The organism is uncultured Chitinophaga sp., assembly GCF_937898475.1.
In the GTDB taxonomy this organism is placed as follows: Bacteria; Bacteroidota; Bacteroidia; order Chitinophagales; family Chitinophagaceae; genus Chitinophaga.
On the sequence record NZ_CALEJS010000019.1, the window covers coordinates 25,444 to 42,468 of the forward strand.

11 protein-coding genes are annotated in these 17,025 nt (G+C 52.1%); 10 read left to right on the plus strand and 1 reads right to left on the minus strand.

Annotated elements, in window-relative coordinates:
• Positions 1-75: 75 nt before the first annotated feature.
• Genes modA through Q0577_RS14535 form a run of 3 tightly spaced genes read left to right on the plus strand, consistent with a single transcriptional unit; the run spans position 76 to position 2,349 of the window.
• Positions 76-828 (plus strand): molybdate ABC transporter substrate-binding protein, encoded by a 753-nt coding sequence (gene modA, locus Q0577_RS14525; protein ID WP_298737463.1) that lies wholly within the window; start codon positions 76-78, stop codon positions 826-828.
• Positions 825-1,499, plus strand: coding sequence for a molybdate ABC transporter permease subunit (modB, locus tag Q0577_RS14530; RefSeq protein ID WP_298737465.1), 675 nt, complete (start codon positions 825-827; stop codon positions 1,497-1,499). The genes modA and modB overlap by 4 nt, the downstream gene beginning before the upstream one ends.
• A gap of 1 nt (position 1,500) precedes the next feature.
• Positions 1,501-2,349: an ATP-binding cassette domain-containing protein gene (locus tag Q0577_RS14535; protein ID WP_298737466.1), complete on the plus strand. Its 849-nt coding sequence runs from the start codon at positions 1,501-1,503 to the stop codon at positions 2,347-2,349.
• A gap of 68 nt (positions 2,350-2,417) precedes the next feature.
• On the opposite strand, the gene Q0577_RS14540 is transcribed toward Q0577_RS14535, so the two are convergent.
• Positions 2,418-2,609, minus strand: coding sequence for a hypothetical protein (locus Q0577_RS14540; RefSeq protein ID WP_298737467.1), 192 nt, complete (start codon positions 2,607-2,609; stop codon positions 2,418-2,420).
• A gap of 231 nt (positions 2,610-2,840) precedes the next feature.
• Between Q0577_RS14540 and Q0577_RS14545 the strand changes: the two genes are divergently transcribed.
• From Q0577_RS14545 to Q0577_RS14575, 7 genes are all read left to right on the plus strand, one after another.
• Positions 2,841-5,297, plus strand: coding sequence for an ABC transporter permease (locus tag Q0577_RS14545; protein WP_298737468.1), 2,457 nt, complete (start codon positions 2,841-2,843; stop codon positions 5,295-5,297).
• Positions 5,298-5,457: 160 nt separating this feature from the next.
• A complete protein-coding gene (locus Q0577_RS14550; RefSeq protein WP_298737469.1) occupies positions 5,458-6,345 on the plus strand; it encodes a hypothetical protein in 888 nt (295 codons plus the stop codon).
• A gap of 597 nt (positions 6,346-6,942) precedes the next feature.
• Positions 6,943-10,011: a TonB-dependent receptor gene (locus Q0577_RS14555; RefSeq protein WP_298737470.1), complete on the plus strand. Its 3,069-nt coding sequence runs from the start codon at positions 6,943-6,945 to the stop codon at positions 10,009-10,011.
• A gap of 10 nt (positions 10,012-10,021) precedes the next feature.
• Positions 10,022-11,485: a RagB/SusD family nutrient uptake outer membrane protein gene (locus Q0577_RS14560; protein ID WP_298737471.1), complete on the plus strand. Its 1,464-nt coding sequence runs from the start codon at positions 10,022-10,024 to the stop codon at positions 11,483-11,485.
• Positions 11,486-11,592: 107 nt separating this feature from the next.
• Positions 11,593-12,738 carry a family 43 glycosylhydrolase gene (locus tag Q0577_RS14565; protein WP_298737481.1) on the plus strand — a complete coding sequence of 382 codons (1,146 nt, stop codon included), beginning with the start codon at positions 11,593-11,595 and terminating at the stop codon, positions 12,736-12,738.
• Positions 12,739-15,336 (plus strand): sulfatase-like hydrolase/transferase, encoded by a 2,598-nt coding sequence (locus tag Q0577_RS14570; protein ID WP_298737482.1) that lies wholly within the window; start codon positions 12,739-12,741, stop codon positions 15,334-15,336. It abuts the gene before it with no gap.
• The gene (locus Q0577_RS14575; protein WP_298737483.1) at positions 15,333-17,021 is read left to right on the plus strand and encodes an arylsulfatase; all 1,689 of its coding nucleotides are present in this window, start codon (positions 15,333-15,335) and stop codon (positions 17,019-17,021) included. The genes Q0577_RS14570 and Q0577_RS14575 overlap by 4 nt, the downstream gene beginning before the upstream one ends.
• Positions 17,022-17,025: the final 4 nt, after the last annotated feature.

Consider the following 17,025-nt stretch of genomic DNA (forward strand, 5'->3'; position numbering starts at 1 on the left):
ATAAGAAAAGATATCGTCTGAATTTTCAATATCTTAGGTCGTTGTATCTTTAAGGAAATAGCGAAATAACAGCTTATGACCAGATTATTGGGGATCTTTTTAATAGGACTGTTATCCTGCCAGCCGCCCCGGCAGGAGCAGCTGACCCTGGCCGTTGCTGCGAATATGCAATACACCATCCAGTCGCTGATAAGGGCATTCAACAAAACGGACAGTACAAAGATAGCAGTGATCAGCGGCGCCTCCGGTAATCTTACGCAACAGATCCTGAACGGGGCGCCCTTTGATATATTTATATCTGCAGAAAAGGTATATCCCCGGGAGCTGGCAAGACAGGGTCTCACGCTGACGCCGCCACAGGTGTATGCGCGCGGACAGCTGGTGCTGTGGAGCGCCCGGCCGGGCATTGAGCCGGGAAAAGATCTGCAGGTATTGCTGGGGGATAATGTGCAGCGTATCGCCATCGCCAACCCCGCTACGGCGCCTTATGGACATGCGGCTGTATCGCTGCTGAAAAAATATGCCTTGTATGATCAGGTCAAACCGAAACTGGTAACGGGGGAGAGCATTACACAAGCCAGCCAGTTTATTGCCACGCAGCACGCAGACATCGGGTTTACGGCAAAAGCCGTGGTGATGGCAGCAGAGATGAAAGGAAAAGGGAAATGGGTGGAACTGGATGTGAATGATTATCCCGCCATTGAGCAGGCGGCAGCGCTGCTTACCTATGCACGGCACAACGAAGCGGCAGCCAGGAAGTTTTACCATTTCCTGTACAGTGAAGAAGCAAAAGCTATTTATAAACAATCCGGATACCTGGTACCATGATAGAGCTGGCGCCCTTATGGCTTACATTACAACTGGCGTTGAGCACAACGCTGATCCTGTTTGTGGTGGCCATTCCACTGGCTACCTGGTTCTCGGGCAGGAAAACGTTGTTGAAGGTGATCATCGAAAGCGTGGTAACACTGCCTTTGGTGCTGCCGCCAACAGTGATCGGTTTTTACCTGCTGATGGCTTTCAGTCCGAACAATGCTTTTGGCAGATGGCTGGAAAGATGGACAGACATGCGGCTGGTGTTTTCATTCGGGGGATTACTGATCGCATCGGTGGTGTATAGTTTGCCTTTTATGGTACACCCCATCAGGTCGGGCCTTTCGTCTTTGCCGCCCAGCCTAAAAGAAGCATCTTACTCACTGGGAAAAACAAAATGGCAAACGCTGTTGAAGGTGTTGCTGCCTAATATAAAACCTTCATTGCTCACCGGACTGGTATTGACCTTTGCCCATACCATCGGGGAATTTGGCGTGGTACTGATGATTGGCGGTAATATACCCGGCAAAACAAGAACCGCTTCCATTGCTATATACGATGAAGTGCAGGCCTTACATTATGGCCAGGCCAACGTGTATGCTGTAATTTTACTGGTGATTTCATTTGCGATACTGTTGATACTATATGCATTCAATGGTAAGACGCGGCAGGTGAAATTCTATTGATATGATCAATTTCGCTTTACAGAAAACTTTAAGCAGCGCGGACGGTCCGCTGCAGCTGGATGTGCAGGCCCGCTTTGAAAAGGGGCAGTTCATCAGCTTATACGGCGTATCCGGTGCGGGGAAAACATCCCTGTTACGGATGCTGGCGGGCCTGATGAAACCGGACAGTGGTGTTATTACCGTAAATGGTACGGTATGGTACGATGCTGCCGGGAAGATAGACCTGGCGCCGCAGCACCGGCAGATCGGCTTTGTGTTCCAGGATTATGCGCTGTTCCCGAATATGAACGTGCGGGAGAATATTGCTTATGGACTGCGCAAACGTGATCCGCAGCATATGGTGGATGAACTCCTGGAGCTGACGGGTTTAAGCAGGCTGGCGGCAGCAAAGGTGCACGCGCTATCCGGCGGTCAGCAGCAGCGCGTGGCATTGGCAAGGGCCATTGCCAGGCAGCCATCGGTGCTGTTGCTGGATGAGCCATTATCTGCGGTGGATAATGCCATGCGGATGCAGCTGCAGGATACGCTGGCGGAGATCCATCAACGTTTTGCGCTGACCACCATCCTGGTAAGTCATAATGAAAATGAGATCGTACGTTTGTCGGATGTGGTAATAGAACTGGAGCAGGGGCGCTTTCAACGCCAGGCAAAGCCGGCGGATTTTTTTGTGAAAAAAGATGAGGGGGCCGTGTTAACAGGCAGGGTAGTGGCGGTGGAAGACAACGGGGAGCTGGTGATCCTGCTGGATAACCGCATGCTGCGGGTAGCCGGAGGAGAGGGGCTGAAAGTGGATGACAGGATCGCGCTTGAGCGCCATGGCGGCGTACCGTCTGTCAGGAAGCTGTTGTAAAGAAGCCTGCGGTCAGTGAAGCAGCGGGGCCATACAATTACCGTGTGATCCTCATCGGGGAAAAGATTCTACATGGTTTGTGGCGTAGCGCCCTCCCTTACTCTAAGACGGATTTCCTCAACAATGGTATCAATTACCTGCTGATATAAAACGAGCCGCTCTCTGCGGCCGTTAACAAGGGCGCTGGTATATCGTTTGGTTTGCACTGCCAGGAGATCATATAAGCTTTGCAGGTCCAGGTTGTCAAATCTTCGTTTCATACTCTTATCTCACGCTAGTTGGTAATTAAATGTCAAATTCGGTACCATAAAAATCCATTGCCATATGTAACACGAACGGGTGATAAAGGGGGTGTCCGCTATTGAACACCGGCTGTACGAATCAGGACAGGCGTATAGGTACACCGGTTAGTAATGTATTGAAAATCAACACTGGTTTCGTCTGGCATTATTTTGTGTCTTTTAACCAACTTGTTACCAGCAAATTACCCTATGATCAGCAATTACTTCCGCACCGCCTTCAGGATCTATACCCGCAATAAGGTATTTACGGCGATTAATGTATTAGGACTATCGGTAGGTATCAGCGCTGCCCTGATCATTTTCCTGATCGTGCAGTTTGAGTACAGTTATGATAAGGCGGCCATGGATGGAGACCGCATTTACCGTGTAGTACTGGACTTCCAGTTTAACGGAAACAGGATGTTTTCTGCCGCCGTACCTGCGCCCCTGAGCACAGCGGTGCCCGGCGAAGTAACCGGGGTGGAATCCGTTATTCCTGTGATGCAGTTCCAGGGCGATGCCACTGCCGATGTACGGGTTAAACGGGATGCTGCATCTGCGCCTGTGGTTTTCAAGAAGCAGCCAAACATTGTATTTACCGGTCCGCAGTATTTTTCATTTCTTCCCTTTGAATGGATCGCCGGTACGCCGGCGGCTTCCTTAAAAGATCCCTTCCAGGTGGTGCTGACGGAAAGCAGGGCCCGGCAGTATTTTCCTTCCGCCAATGTGCGTGATATAGTGGGCAGACAGCTGCAGTATAATGATGACATCACTGTAACGGTAACGGGTGTAGTAAAAGACCTGGATGCGCGTACCTCACTGGGCGGTGTTGAGTTCATTTCATTTGCCACCATTGCGCAGACACACCTGCAGCGTGATTTTATGATGGATGTGTGGGACGACTGGATGGCTTATTCCCAGGTGTATATCAAGCTGGCGAAAGGAAGCAATGCCACCCTCACCAAGAGGCAGCTGAACGCGCTGCTGAATAAATATAATAAGAAAGCCACCCGGGATGAGGCCAATTATGTGCGCTTTAACCTGCAGCCTTTAAGCGATGTACATTTTAACAGCCGGTACGCCGGGGTGGGGCAGCGCCTGGCGCATGAGCCTACCCTGCGGGGATTGCTGGCGATAGCTGCATTTCTGCTGCTGTTGGCTTGCATCAACTTTATCAATCTCAGTACCGCCAATGCTTCACAGCGCGCTAAAGAGATTGGCGTGCGTAAAACCATGGGCGGTTCCAGGTGGCAGCTGATATCCCAGTTTTTAGGAGAAACATTTTTGTTAACGTTGCTGGCGTCCCTGGTATCTTTCTTCCTGGCGCCGCTGCTGCTGCATTTGTTTGCAGATTACACGCCGCCCGGACTTGCATTCAGGCCTTTCAGTCAGCCTTATATTTTCGCGTTCCTGCTGGGATTATCAGTATTGGTAAGTTTACTGTCGGGCTTGTACCCGGCCTTCATCTTATCCGGCTATAAACCGGTAAATGTGCTGAAGGATCAGCTGAGCAGGGGTACAAGACATGCGTGGATAAGAAAGTCGCTGACGGTATCGCAGTTTGTGATCGCACAGTTCTTTGTGATTGCCACTGTGATAGTCAGCAAACAGATCAGCTATGCCCTGCATGCCGATATCGGGTTCAGAAAAGATGCCGTGCTGAGCTTCAGCGTTCCCAACCGTGATACCCTGATGAGCCGCCGTACAGCGCTGCTGACCGAGATCAGCGCCCTGCCCGGGGTACAGGAAGCCAGCAGGGGATTTTTAACGCCTGCAGCAGCGGGCGCTTCGTTTGCCAGTATCAGTTATGCCGGTGCGGGGAACGATAACAGGGAGATGGTGCAATTGCGCTGGGGAGATACCAGCTACCTGCAACTGTTCAATATAAAACTGCTGGCAGGCAGGAATATAGAGGAAAGTGATACTATTAAGGAGTTCGTGATAAATGAAACGTATGCCAGGCACCTGGGTTTTGAATCGCCTGCAGATGCCGTTGGGCAGCAGCTGGATTTCAACGGCATGAAGATGCCCATAGTGGGGGTGATGCGCGATTTCCATACACAGTCCTTTCACGGGGCATTGGGCCCGGTGGTATTTGCCGGATGTACCGCCCGCAGCTACCAGTTCCATGTATTATTACGGCCGCAGGGTAGCGGCAGCACGGCCTGGGCAAAAACGATTGCCGCCATCCAGCAGGCCTATCACCGCCGCTATCCCGCTGAGGAATTCAGTTATAGCTTTTTAGACGATACCATTGCCCGGTTCTACCAGGCAGAACAGCGTACCGCGGGCCTCTTGAAGTGGGCCACCGGTTTGTGTGTCCTCATCAGCTGCCTGGGCTTATTAGGCCTGGTGATGTACACTATCCATACCCGCACCAAGGAGATCGGGGTGCGGAAAATTCTGGGGGCTACGGTGCTGAGCATTGTGTCGCTCTTATCCCGCGACTTCGTCCGCCTGGTGCTGATCGCTTTCGCGCTGGCTGCCCCACTGGCATGGTGGGCCACCAATAAATGGCTGGAAGGCTTTGCCTACAGAACCGCCATGAACTGGTGGGTGTTTGCGCTTTGCGGTCTGTCTATGCTGCTGGTAGCGCTGGGCACTTTAGGCCTGCAAATTACCCGGGCAGCGGTGAATAATCCAGTTAAGAGCCTCCGGAGAGAGTGAAAATTCCATCCCAGGGATAGAAAATTCCAAATCCCAAATTCCAAATACCAGCATTTAAATGTTGAACAACTGCATTTGGTGGCGCACATCTGGAGCTGGTATTTGGAATTTGGCCTTTGGAATTTGGCCTTTGGTCTCTGGAATTTGGTATTTTTACGGTATGAGAAGACTGATTTGCTTTTTACCAGGCATTTTCCTGGTGTTACTGACGGCAACCGTGTACGCGCAAAAAGAAGAGCTGCCTTTACCCGGCTGGGCTACTACGCCGGTTACAGCAGATGGGGACCTGGCCGAGTGGCCTACGTCCCTGCGATATATAGATGACCAGAACCGGCTGACTTACGATATCTTCAACGATGGGGAAAACCTGTACCTGGCGGTGAGCACCACAGACGAGATTACCCAGGTGAACATCCTGCGCGGGGGACTTACCTTTGCCGTTAACATCAAGGGTAAGCGGAAGGAAACAACCAGCGTTACCTATCCACAGATAGCGGGCAGCGTGCTTTTTGCCCAGCGGAGGAACAGCAACCAGGCTAACGGCAACAGCCGCTACGGACGGCCCTCAGCCGCTGAGCGCCCCGTACCGGCGGACCTTTACCGCGAACTGCGCCCTCACATGAACAACGCCGGTATCATCGGCATCACCGGCCTGTCAGATGGCACCATTGATGTGGCCCAGCGCAAAACAGGCATCGCTGCAGAGACCACCCTCACAGAAGGCGATTCCCTGAACCTGGAATTTGTAATTCCCCTGTCTAAACTGGGCATCACGGCCGGTTATGCCAAAGATATTGCCTACGGGATAGCCGTAAATGAGAGCAATATTGACGGCGGCGGCCGCAGCGGCAGACGCGGCGGTGGCGGAATCAGCGGCGTAGGATTCGGACTGGGCGTTGGCGGCGGCAGCTATGGCTCCGGCATCGGCGGCGGTATTGGCATCGATTTGGGCAGTATTGGCGGTGGCCGGCGCAATGGCGGCGGCGGAGGCGGAAGAGGCGGAGAGATGCTGTGGGTGAAGCAGAAGCTGGCGAAGGGGGATCAATAACCGGTTATTGGATAAAAACGTCAAGTTATAGTTATTTGCTGTATTTCCCAGGCACCTGTTTTGGGATGTTGACCTGGATAAATTAGATCTCCAAAGGGATAAAGCCTTGATTATCTCGAAAGCCCTTTTTATGTCAAACGAAAGCAGCTTTAATAAATGATGTTGAAAAGCTGGAGCGCTTCTATTCCAGTGCAGAAATTATCAGTCATCTTACAACTACCAAAGAACGCATCAGCAACCACGTATGCAAAATGGTTGCCGAAAGATACCATATCCCTGTTTTTCAAAGATACACTGTAAAATAGCAGTACCTCCCTTATTTCCACCTGTTTCTATTGTAAATCAACCCCTTACCCATTTACCCCCATCCACCCCCGCTACATTTTTCTCATTTTTTGCTACAATAATTACATACCAAACCCTGTAGAAAACGGTACTTCATACCCGACAATACAACGGTCCACACCACCTACGACCAAAGTCTGATACAAACAAATCCGTGAACACTGAGTGACAATTCCACCACCATCCTCAGGCATGTATTCCGGCATCCACGTTTGCGAGTACCCCCTTAAAACCAATGAAACGATGAACAACATGCCAAAAAATTCCACACGCTTGCTGCTGATCAAGCTGCTCTTGTTTTCCACCCTGCTGGCTAACGCCCAGAGCCGTACCATCAGGGGAAAGGCCTCATCGGCCGACAATGGAACGCCGCTCCCGAACGTAACAGTGCTCCTGAAAGGTTCCAATTCCAGGACCACCACCGATGCCAACGGCGATTTTTCCATCCCGGTTAGCGGCAACAATGCCGTCTTATTATTCTATTTAGTGAATTATTCTACCAAAGAGGTACCTGTGGGCGACAAAACCACCGTGGACGTAACCCTGGAACTGAAGAACGAAAACCTGGGCGAAGTAGTAGTGGTAGGTTACGGTACCGTAAAGAAATCGGATGTCACGGGCGCGGTTGTATCCCTTAAATCAAAGGATCTGACCCCTGGCGCCAATATCAACGTGGAACAAACCCTGCAGGGCCGGGCCTCCGGCGTACAGGTATACCAGAAAAGCGGTGAGCCGGGCAGCGCCATGAGCGTAAAGATCCGCGGCGCCAGCTCTATCACCGCAGGCAATGATCCCCTGTATGTTATAGACGGTATGCCGGTGAACAACCTCTCGCCTGTAACGGGCAGCGGGGCAGGTTTTGTGGCTACGCCCAATCCCCGTAACCCGCTGAACAGCCTGAATCCCGCCGATATCGAGTCTATCGAGATATTAAAAGACGCCTCTGCCACCGCCATCTATGGTTCCCGCGGTTCCAACGGTGTGGTGATGATCACCACCAAAAAAGGTAAGAGCGGGAAGTTAAGCATCAATTACAGCACCTATTACGGTATACAGAAAGCGTCCAACTCCCTAGAACTGCTCAACGGGCAGCAGTATAAAGAGGTGCTCAACGCCATTATCGACGCAGGCGGCGGCGTTGCCTCAGAAAGGGTGACCAACGATCCCGTGAATGTAGACTGGCAGAAAGAACTGTACCGCACCGCCAATGTGCAGAGCCACGACCTCTCCATCTCCGGCGGCAAGGACAATACCCGTTTCTATGCATCCCTGGGCTATTTTAACCAGGAAGGCGTGCTGCTGAACTCCGGCGTTAAACGCTACACCGCCCGCCTGAACCTGGAAAACAGCGTGGCACAGAAATATGCCTTCGGCATAAATTTCAACACCTCCTATATCAGGGATAACTATAACTCCGTTGGCCTGGGTGTAAACGAGAACGGCAGCGCCTTGTATGCCGCCATCAACTACGACCCTTCCTACCCGGTGTACAACCCGGACGGCAGCTTTAACCGCTCTCCCTACATGACGACCATCGACCACCCGCTGATCCTCGCTAACGGGCAGTATGCCAACAGCGATGGTTTCCGCACCTTCGGCACCGTGTATGGCGAGTACTTTTTTATGCCCGGTCTATCTGTGAAGCTGAAAGGCGCCGGTGATGTGAACATCACCCAGCGTAATACCTGGCTGGACCCCTCCACGATACTCGGTTCTCCTACCGGCGGTATCGCCTCCATCAATACGGGTAACGTGAACTACTATATGGGAGAGGCGACGGTGAACTACAAAACCAGCTTCGGACAGGATCATGCCCTGAACGCCGTAGCAGGCGGCACCTATGAGCATTTCGGGTCCAATTCATTTGGGGGTAACGGCCGCGGCTATGCGCTGCCCGATCTTACCTACAACGCCATAGGTACCGGTAACAGTACCCTGAACCAGATAGGCAGCGGCCGCGCATCTACCAAGATCATTTCTTTCCTGGGACGTGTGAACTATACGTATAAAGACCGCTACCTGCTCACCGCCAGCTTCCGTGCAGACGGCTCTTCCCGCTTTGGTTCCAATAACCGTTTCGGTTATTTCCCCTCTGCGGCGGTGGCGTGGAAAATGCATGAAGAATCTTTCCTGAAAGGGGTGAGCTTTGTGAATGAACTGAAGTTCAGGCTGAGCTACGGGGTGATCGGTAACCAGTCTATCGCCAACTATCTTTACATCACAACTTTCTCAGGCGGCGGCAATGCCATCTTTGGCGGCGAACGTTATACCTCGCTCGCACCTTCCCGTGTAGCCAATCCCGATCTGAAATGGGAGGCCGCCAAACAGGCGGACATCGGTATCGACTTTGCATTGTTCGACAACCGCCTCACCGGCTCTGTAGAATATTATGACCGCCGCACCTCTGATCTGCTGCTGGATCTGCCGCAACCCTTAAGCACCGGTTTCGGCGTAAAGACACAGAACATCGGCCGCATGAAAAATACGGGTATCGACCTGCACCTGGCAGGCGATGTATTCCGTAACAGCCAGGGTTTTAACTGGAATGTCGGCGCCGTGCTTTCTACCGTGAAGAATGAAGTGCTGAGCCTCGGGCCTTTGTCGCAGATCTTTACCGGCGGCGCAGGCTTCATTTCCAACGCCAGCATCATCAGGCCCGGCGCATCCCTGGGATCTTATTACGGTTATGAAGTGCTGGGCGTATGGCAATCGCATGACGACTTCTCTACCGCGCCCGTAGGAGTTAAGCCCGGCGATCTCAAATTCAGGGATGTAGACGGTAATAAGCAGATCAATGCAGACGACCGCGTAATACTGGGTAAATCATTGCCGGATTTCACCTATGGCATCACCAATACCTTCGGCTACAAAAGATTCTCCCTGTCAGTATTCCTGGAAGGATCACAGGGCGCCAGCGTGTTGAATAATGCGGCCATAGACAGCTATTTCCCGGTGAGCTTCCGCCGTAATAAACTGGCCAAGCCTTACCTGAACCGCTGGACACCGGAGAACCCTACCAACGAATATCCTTCGTTCATAAACCCTACCTCGCAGGGGCAGCAGACCGTGAACTCAAAGACCGTGGAAGATGCATCTTACCTGCGTCTTCAGTCAGTGCGGCTGAGCTACGATTTCAAGCTGCGTAACAAAGTGATCAGAGGGCTGCAGGCATATGTAACAGGTCAGAACCTGTTCACCATCACCAACTATTCAGGCATCGATCCTGCCGTGAACTCCATCGGTGATGATATCCTGAAAATAGATTACAGCTCTTACCCGATGACCCGCAGCTTCTTATTTGGTCTCAATGTTCAATTCTAAAAACGCGTTTATGCAAAAGCTCATCATACTATCTTTTATAACTGTTTCCATATTCGCACACACCGCCTGTAAAAAGGCGCTGGATGTAACGCCTCCCGGCGAGTTTGCACCCGGTAATGTGCTTGCCACCGATAAAGGCATCCGTTCCGTATTATTCTCTTCCTACGCAGGTATACAGAATCCCACGCCATCGCGTTACCTGATCAACAATTCGGAAGTAACGACAGATGTGGGGTATAATACCGGCGGCGCAGAAAACCTGGCGCTGTCGCAGCTGATCAATTTTACCTGGGACGCTTCACTCGGCACCCTGCAGGCAGATGTATGGGCGCCTACCTACCGCGCTATCCGTGATGCCAATATTGTGCTGGAGAATATCGACAACGTAAACACCACAGACGCCAACAAAAAACTGTATGCAGCGGAGGCCCGCTTCCTGAGAGCATACGCATATGACCTGCTGTATAAATGGTTCGGACCTGTGCCCCTGCGTACTTCCAGCACTTCTGAAGCTGCGCTGGCAAAAGCAACAGACGAACAGATGAAGGCTTTCATTGAAGCGGAGCTGACCACCGCCATTGCCGATCTGCCGGATCCGGGCAAGGAAGAGGCTTTTGCCCGGGCCAACAAAGGTATGGCCGCCAGTGTGCTGGCAAAATTTTATCTCAATACCAGACAATGGCAGAAAGCCGCAGACGCCTGCCGCCAGGTAATGAACTTCAACTACTACGGGCTGTTCCCAGCTTACCAGGATATGTTCCGCGTAGAAAATGAAGGCAACAAAGAGATGATCATGGTGCATCCCTGCCGCAACCAGGAAGGTTTTGGCAACTGGTATACTGCAGGCGCACTGCCGCAGAACTTTAAAACATCTTCCCAGATCCCTGAGTTTGTGTGGACTACCGCCATGGCCAACTTCGCCACGCAGTACCGCATGCGCTCTGCATTTACCAATACCATCGATACGGTGAATGATACAAGGTCCATCCTGCTGTTGCGCCACTATATCAATACCAACAATGTATCGGTGAACCTGTTATCCACACCTGATAATGTACGCAGCATGAAATACTGGGATAATGCTACCGTGGGTAACCACAGCGGTAATGATGTGCCCATCATCCGCTATGCAGATATATTACTGAGCCGTGCAGAAGCTTTGAACGAAGTAAGCGGCCCTTCCCAGGAAGCGCTGAACCTGATCAACGAAGTAAGAAGCCGCGCAGGTATCGGTATCCTCACCATGGCAGATGCTACCAGTAAGGAAGTGCTGCGTGATCTCATTCTCCGCGAAAGAGCCTGGGAGTTCTACAGCGAAGGCCTGAGAAGGGAAGACCTGCTGCGCCACAATAAATTCATTTCACTGGCCATTGCCAGGGGAATCACCGTGGCTGCTGATAAACATAAACTGTTCCCCATTCCGCAGGCAGAGATTGACGCCAACCCGGCCTGTAAGCAGAATGAGGGATATTGAATGAGCTGCTGGCTGCTGGCGGTTAGCTGTTAGCTATTGGCGGGAGTAGTTATTTGCTAATAGCGAGCAGCTGGCAGCCAGCAGCTAAACTTAAAGGAAGTATTATAATGATTAGACTTAAGATTGTGATTGCGGGCATAGCCTGCATGATCGCACATGCATCCTGTGGACAACCCGCAGCCTACAGCGACCCGGCAGCGCCGGTGGGAGATCCCGCTTTAACAGTACCTGCGTCTGTTGTGCCCCTGATGGACCAATGGATGCGCGACACCTACGTGATGACAGGACCAGACGGATATTATTATATGACAGGCACCACTGCCACGCCCGGACGAACATTTCCCGGTGGGCGCGTGCACTGCTGGGACTATAATGATGGCCTGTATATGTGGCGTTCAAAAGACCTGCAGCAATGGGAACCGATGGGACTGATCTGGAGCTTTGACAAAGATGCGGCCCCCTGGCAGCGAAAAGGGAAACCACTGGAACCGGGTGCACGCTCGCCCAACAAAGACCGCCTGGATTCTTTTTACCGCGCCGTATGGGCGCCGGAGCTGCATTACATCAGCAGTAAAAAGAAATGGCTGCTGATAGCCTGCCTGAACGGCGGTATGGGATCGTTTGTACTGGAAAGCGTTTCCGGCAAACCGGAAGGGCCCTACAGGAATATTAAAGGCAATGCGCAAAAGGCCATCTTCCCCAATATTGATCTCAGTCTCTTTGAAGATGATAACGGCGAAGTATACCTGGTGGGGCACAATCATTTTATTGCCCGCATGAAAGATGACCTCAGCGATATTGCGGAGCCCTTCCGCAAACTGCAGGAAACGCCTTACCATCCGGATCCATACATAGAAGGCGTGTTCATCACCAGGCACCAGGGTAAATACCAGCTGCTGCAAACGGTATGGTCTGTAAAGAAAGCAGACGGCACTTTCAGCTATCTGCGGGATGACAAAAACAAAAAGGATAGCCTGTATAGTTATGACGTGGTAGTGGCGGAAGCAGATCATATTTACGGTCCCTACGGCCCGCGCTACGCCGCAGTATTACAGGGTGGACACAATAATCTGTTTAAAGACAGGAACGGACAATGGTGGTCCACCATTTTCTTTAACCCGAGAGGTATTATGGGCACAAAATTTACCGTGACCTGCAGACCCGGACTGGTGCCGGTGAAGTGGGAGCAGGGTAAACTGAAACCGGATATGGAACGCGCCAACCGTTTCTATACCTCTTTTAAATCAAGATAGATGATGGTCAGGAGCATTTTGATAGTGATCATGGCGCTGCTGCCTGCGTTGGTTTCCGCGCAGGAGATAGGCGCCAACTTTAACCATGACCCGGAGATCATTGACATGGCGGTTTTACGCCGCACGCCGGTTGAATGGATCCGTACAACGCCTTACATCTTTGAGTATATCAACGGTGAAAAGGATCCCGCCACGGCGCCGGGCCTGCAGAAAGTGATCGATGCTGCAAAAGCTGGTTATAAAGTGGCTTTCGGTTTCCGGTGGGACTTTAAAAAGTACCAGCTGCGGATACCCGAACCGGGTACTGCAGCAGAGCAAAAATATTTTGCAACAGCTGCCGCCATACTGAAGCGTGTAGGCCCTTACGTGAATGTGTTCAAGTTAGGTAATGAGCCTAACCTGGAAACCATGGAGGCCGATCTGCAGCTGAATGAAGCAGGCGTGTCGCCACTGGTAAGGTTCACGGAAAGATTGCTGGATGAAGTGGTGGAGCCTTATTACAAACAACACCCGGAGCTGACCCGCCCCGATGTGTATACCGGCTCATTGCCCGCGCTGTTTGAAGAAAAGCAGCAGCAAAAACCAGGTGTGCAGGGACTGATCCGCCTGGCGCAGGAAAATGATCGAATCAAAGGCTTGTCGGTCCACCTGCACATCAGCGATTCTGCGGATATGGACAAAGCTTTCCGCTTTGTACGGACGATTATGCCCGACAAGCCGATCATTGTGCCCGAGTTTTCGCTCTTCCGTTTGTATAACAAGCACCTGTCTGATGAACTGGGCAGTACTCCCGCCGGCGCTCAATTTGCCGCTGCCTATCACTATCCGCCCGGTATGAAGCTGTATGAGTGGTACAGTAAAGCGAATACAGAAAAAGTGAGCGCCGCCGAATGGGCTGCATTGTTTGCTTCGCGCGCCTGGTTTCCGCCACATTTCATGCAAACCTACTACCGCTACTTTCAAAAGTACGGTGTAGTGCTGGCTACCTACGGGTACCTTAGCCAGTCGGCCCCTGCAAAGGTAAAGCCCAACACGCCGGTGTGGTTTATCAATCCCATCTTCCCCATGAAAAGCCTGCAACGCCAGGCGGATGGTGGCTATACGCCTAATCCCCTGTGGTTTGATGATTTTGTGGCCATTACCAGGCGGGGAAAAGAAACGGCTGCTGCAAAGCCCAACATCATTATCCTGTATGCAGATGACCTGGGCTATGGCGACCTGGGATGCTACGGCGCAAAGGCAGTGAAAACACCCAACATTGACCGCCTGGCGGCCAACGGCATGCAGTTCACGGATGCGCACTGCACGGCGGCTACCTGTACGCCCTCCCGGGCGTCGCTGTTAACAGGGGTGTATGCCTTCCGGAATAATGCCGCTATCCTTCCCGGCGATGCGCCGCTGCTGATCAGACCCGGTACACTAACGTTGCCGGATATATTACGGCAGGCGGGTTACAGCACTGCCGTAGTAGGCAAATGGCATTTAGGCCTGGGCAACGGCGTTATTAACTGGAACGGGCATATTGCCCCGGGCCCCAATGAAATAGGCTTTGATTATTCTTTTATTATTCCTGCCACTACAGACCGTGTACCTACGGTGTTTGTAGAAAACGGCAAGGTGCCCAACCTGGACGCCGATGATCCTATTGCGGTAAGCTATTCGGGAAAGATAGGAGCGGAGCCCACCGGGCTTTCTGATCCGCAGCTGCTGAAGCAGCGGGCAGACACACAGCACAGCAACACCATCATCAACGGTATCAGCCGTATTGGTTATATGACCGGCGGAAAGCGGGCCAGGTGGGTGGACGAGGATATTCCGCTGGTGCTGAATGACAAGGCCAGACGTTTTATTGTCGAACATCACCGGCAGCCTTTCTTTCTCTATTACCCTTTCCCGAATATCCATGTGCCGCGCGCGCCTAACAAACGCTTTGCAGGCACAACAAAGCTGGGGGCCCGCGGTGATGTGATCGCGGAGATGGACTGGATGGTGGGGCAGATCACACAGCTGCTGGATTCGCTGGGCATCGCAAAAAATACATTGATTATATTTAGCAGCGACAATGGTCCTGTACTGGATGATGGCTACGAAGATCACGCTGAAAAGCTGAATGGTGACCATCAGCCTTCCGGCATCTACCGTGGTGGCAAATACAGCGCCTTTGAGGCGGGCACCCGGGTTTCCACCATTACCTGCTGGCCGGGCGTTATACAGCCCGGGGTTGCTGATGCGCTGTGCTCACAGGTGGATCTGCTGGCATCCCTGGCTGCATTAACGGGCCGCCAGGTACCACCCGGCGCCGCGCAGGATAGCCGCAACGCGCTGGATGTATGGCTGGGCAGATCAAAGCAGGGACGCGAATACCTGCTGGAAGAATCTTATACGCTCTCCTTCCGCAAAGGTAACTGGAAGTATATCGCTCCACAGCAAAAGCCCGCGCCAGACTGGCTGCAGAACAAGCAAATAGAAACGGGACTGACAACCGTACCGCAGCTGTATGATCTGCAGCGCGATCCTGCCGAAGCACATAACCTGGCAAAGCAGCACCCGGAAATAGTAAACACATTGAAACAAGCACTTGAAAAACTGATATTATGAAGGAACTGGCTGTAGTAATTTTATCATTGATCGTTTTATCCTCCTGCGCAGGAAGCCGGGGGAGCAACAAGGGCGCGGAAAAAGACGAACGGCCCAACATTGTGCTGATACTGGCAGATGACCTGGGCTACTCAGACCTGGGCTGTTACGGCGGCGAAATTCAAACGCCCAACCTGGATTACCTGGCGGAAAACGGTTTGCGCTTCAGGCGTTTTTACAACACTTCGCGTTGCTGCCCATCGCGGGCATCATTGCTTACCGGGCTATACAACCAGCAGGCCGGTATTGGTGAAATGACGGCAGCAAGAGAGGAGCCGGGCTACCGCGGCTATCTCACAGAGAACACCGTTACACTGGCAGAAGTGCTGAAAGATGCAGGTTATCATACCGCTATGTCTGGCAAATGGCATGTGTCTAACACCATTGAGCAACCTACAAAGGAAGCGCAGCTGAAATGGCTGAACCACCAGGCCTCGCATCCTTATTTCTCGCCGGTAGAGCAGTACCCCGTGAACAGGGGATTTGAGCGGCATTATGGCAACATCTTCGGCGTAGTGGATTACTTCGATCCTTTCAGCCTGGTGAACGGTACAACGCCGGTTGAAAAAGTTCCCGAAGGCTATTATCATACAGACGCCATCAACGATACGGCGGTAAGCTATATCAAAACACTGAGCAGGGAAGACAAACCTTTCTTCCTCTATGTAGCCCAAACAGCGCCCCATTGGCCGCTGCAGGCATTACCGGAAGATATCAAAAAGTACGAAAACACCTATAAGGCAGGCTGGGACGCTATCCGCGAAGCGCGCTATAACAAAATGGTGAAGCAGGGTATCATCGATCCCGCCACTACGCCCTTGTCACCCCGGATCAACAAGGAACTGAGCTGGGAGCAGAACCCGGATAAGGAATGGGATGCCAGGGCAATGGCCGTACATGCCGCCATGGTAGACCGTATGGACCAGGGCATTGGCCGCATCATACAGGCCCTGCGCGAAAGCGGCAAGCTGGATAATACCATCATCGTGTTTTTGAGCGATAATGGCGCAAGTCCGGAAAACTGTATGCGCTACGGCCCCGGCTTTGACCGCCCCGGACAAACCCGCGATGGCAAAGAGATCATCTATCCTGTTAAGAAGGAAGTATTACCCGGCCCCCAGACCACCTTTGCCTCTATCGGCGAAAGATGGGCCAATGTAGTGAACACGCCTTACCGTTATGCCAAAGCGCAATCTTATGAAGGCGGCGTTCGTACACCCATGATCGTATACTGGCCAAAAAATATCAAAACAAAAGGCGGGTTTACAGATTACACGGGCCATGTAATGGATTTTATGCCCACCTTCCTGGAAGTGGCGAAAGCAGACTATCCTGCTACCTACAAAGGGCACCAGATCACCCCTTACACAGGAAAGAGCCTGCTGCCTGCCTTTGAAGGCAAGGAAAGTAAAGGACATGAGCTGCTGTACAACGAACACTTCAACGCCCGCTATATCCGTAATGGCGACTGGAAGCTGGTATCACTGGCTGGCGATACCACCTGGCGGCTGTACAATATTCACCAGGATGAAACCGAGCTGAATGACCAGGCGGCGCAACATCCTGATATCGTTTCGAAAATGGCTGCACAATGGCGCCAATGGGCCAACACGCACAATGTATTTCCTAAACCCGGTAAAAAGTAAAATA

Excerpts from the sequence above, each read along its gene's own strand:
- Q0577_RS14540 (WP_298737467.1), bottom strand. The coding sequence starts at position 2,609 with ATGAAACGAAGATTTGACAACCTGGACCTGCAAAGCTTATATGATCTC.
- Q0577_RS14555 (WP_298737470.1), top strand. The coding sequence starts at position 6,943 with ATGCCAAAAAATTCCACACGCTTGCTGCTGATCAAGCTGCTCTTGTTT.
- Q0577_RS14545 (WP_298737468.1), top strand. The coding sequence starts at position 2,841 with ATGATCAGCAATTACTTCCGCACCGCCTTCAGGATCTATACCCGCAAT.
- Q0577_RS14550 (WP_298737469.1), top strand. The coding sequence starts at position 5,458 with ATGAGAAGACTGATTTGCTTTTTACCAGGCATTTTCCTGGTGTTACTG.
- modB (WP_298737465.1), top strand. The coding sequence starts at position 825 with ATGATAGAGCTGGCGCCCTTATGGCTTACATTACAACTGGCGTTGAGC.
- Q0577_RS14535 (WP_298737466.1), top strand. The coding sequence starts at position 1,501 with ATGATCAATTTCGCTTTACAGAAAACTTTAAGCAGCGCGGACGGTCCG.
- modA (WP_298737463.1), top strand. The coding sequence starts at position 76 with ATGACCAGATTATTGGGGATCTTTTTAATAGGACTGTTATCCTGCCAG.
- Q0577_RS14570 (WP_298737482.1), top strand. The coding sequence starts at position 12,739 with ATGATGGTCAGGAGCATTTTGATAGTGATCATGGCGCTGCTGCCTGCG.
- Q0577_RS14575 (WP_298737483.1), top strand. The coding sequence starts at position 15,333 with ATGAAGGAACTGGCTGTAGTAATTTTATCATTGATCGTTTTATCCTCC.
- Q0577_RS14565 (WP_298737481.1), top strand. The coding sequence starts at position 11,593 with ATGATTAGACTTAAGATTGTGATTGCGGGCATAGCCTGCATGATCGCA.
- Q0577_RS14560 (WP_298737471.1), top strand. The coding sequence starts at position 10,022 with ATGCAAAAGCTCATCATACTATCTTTTATAACTGTTTCCATATTCGCA.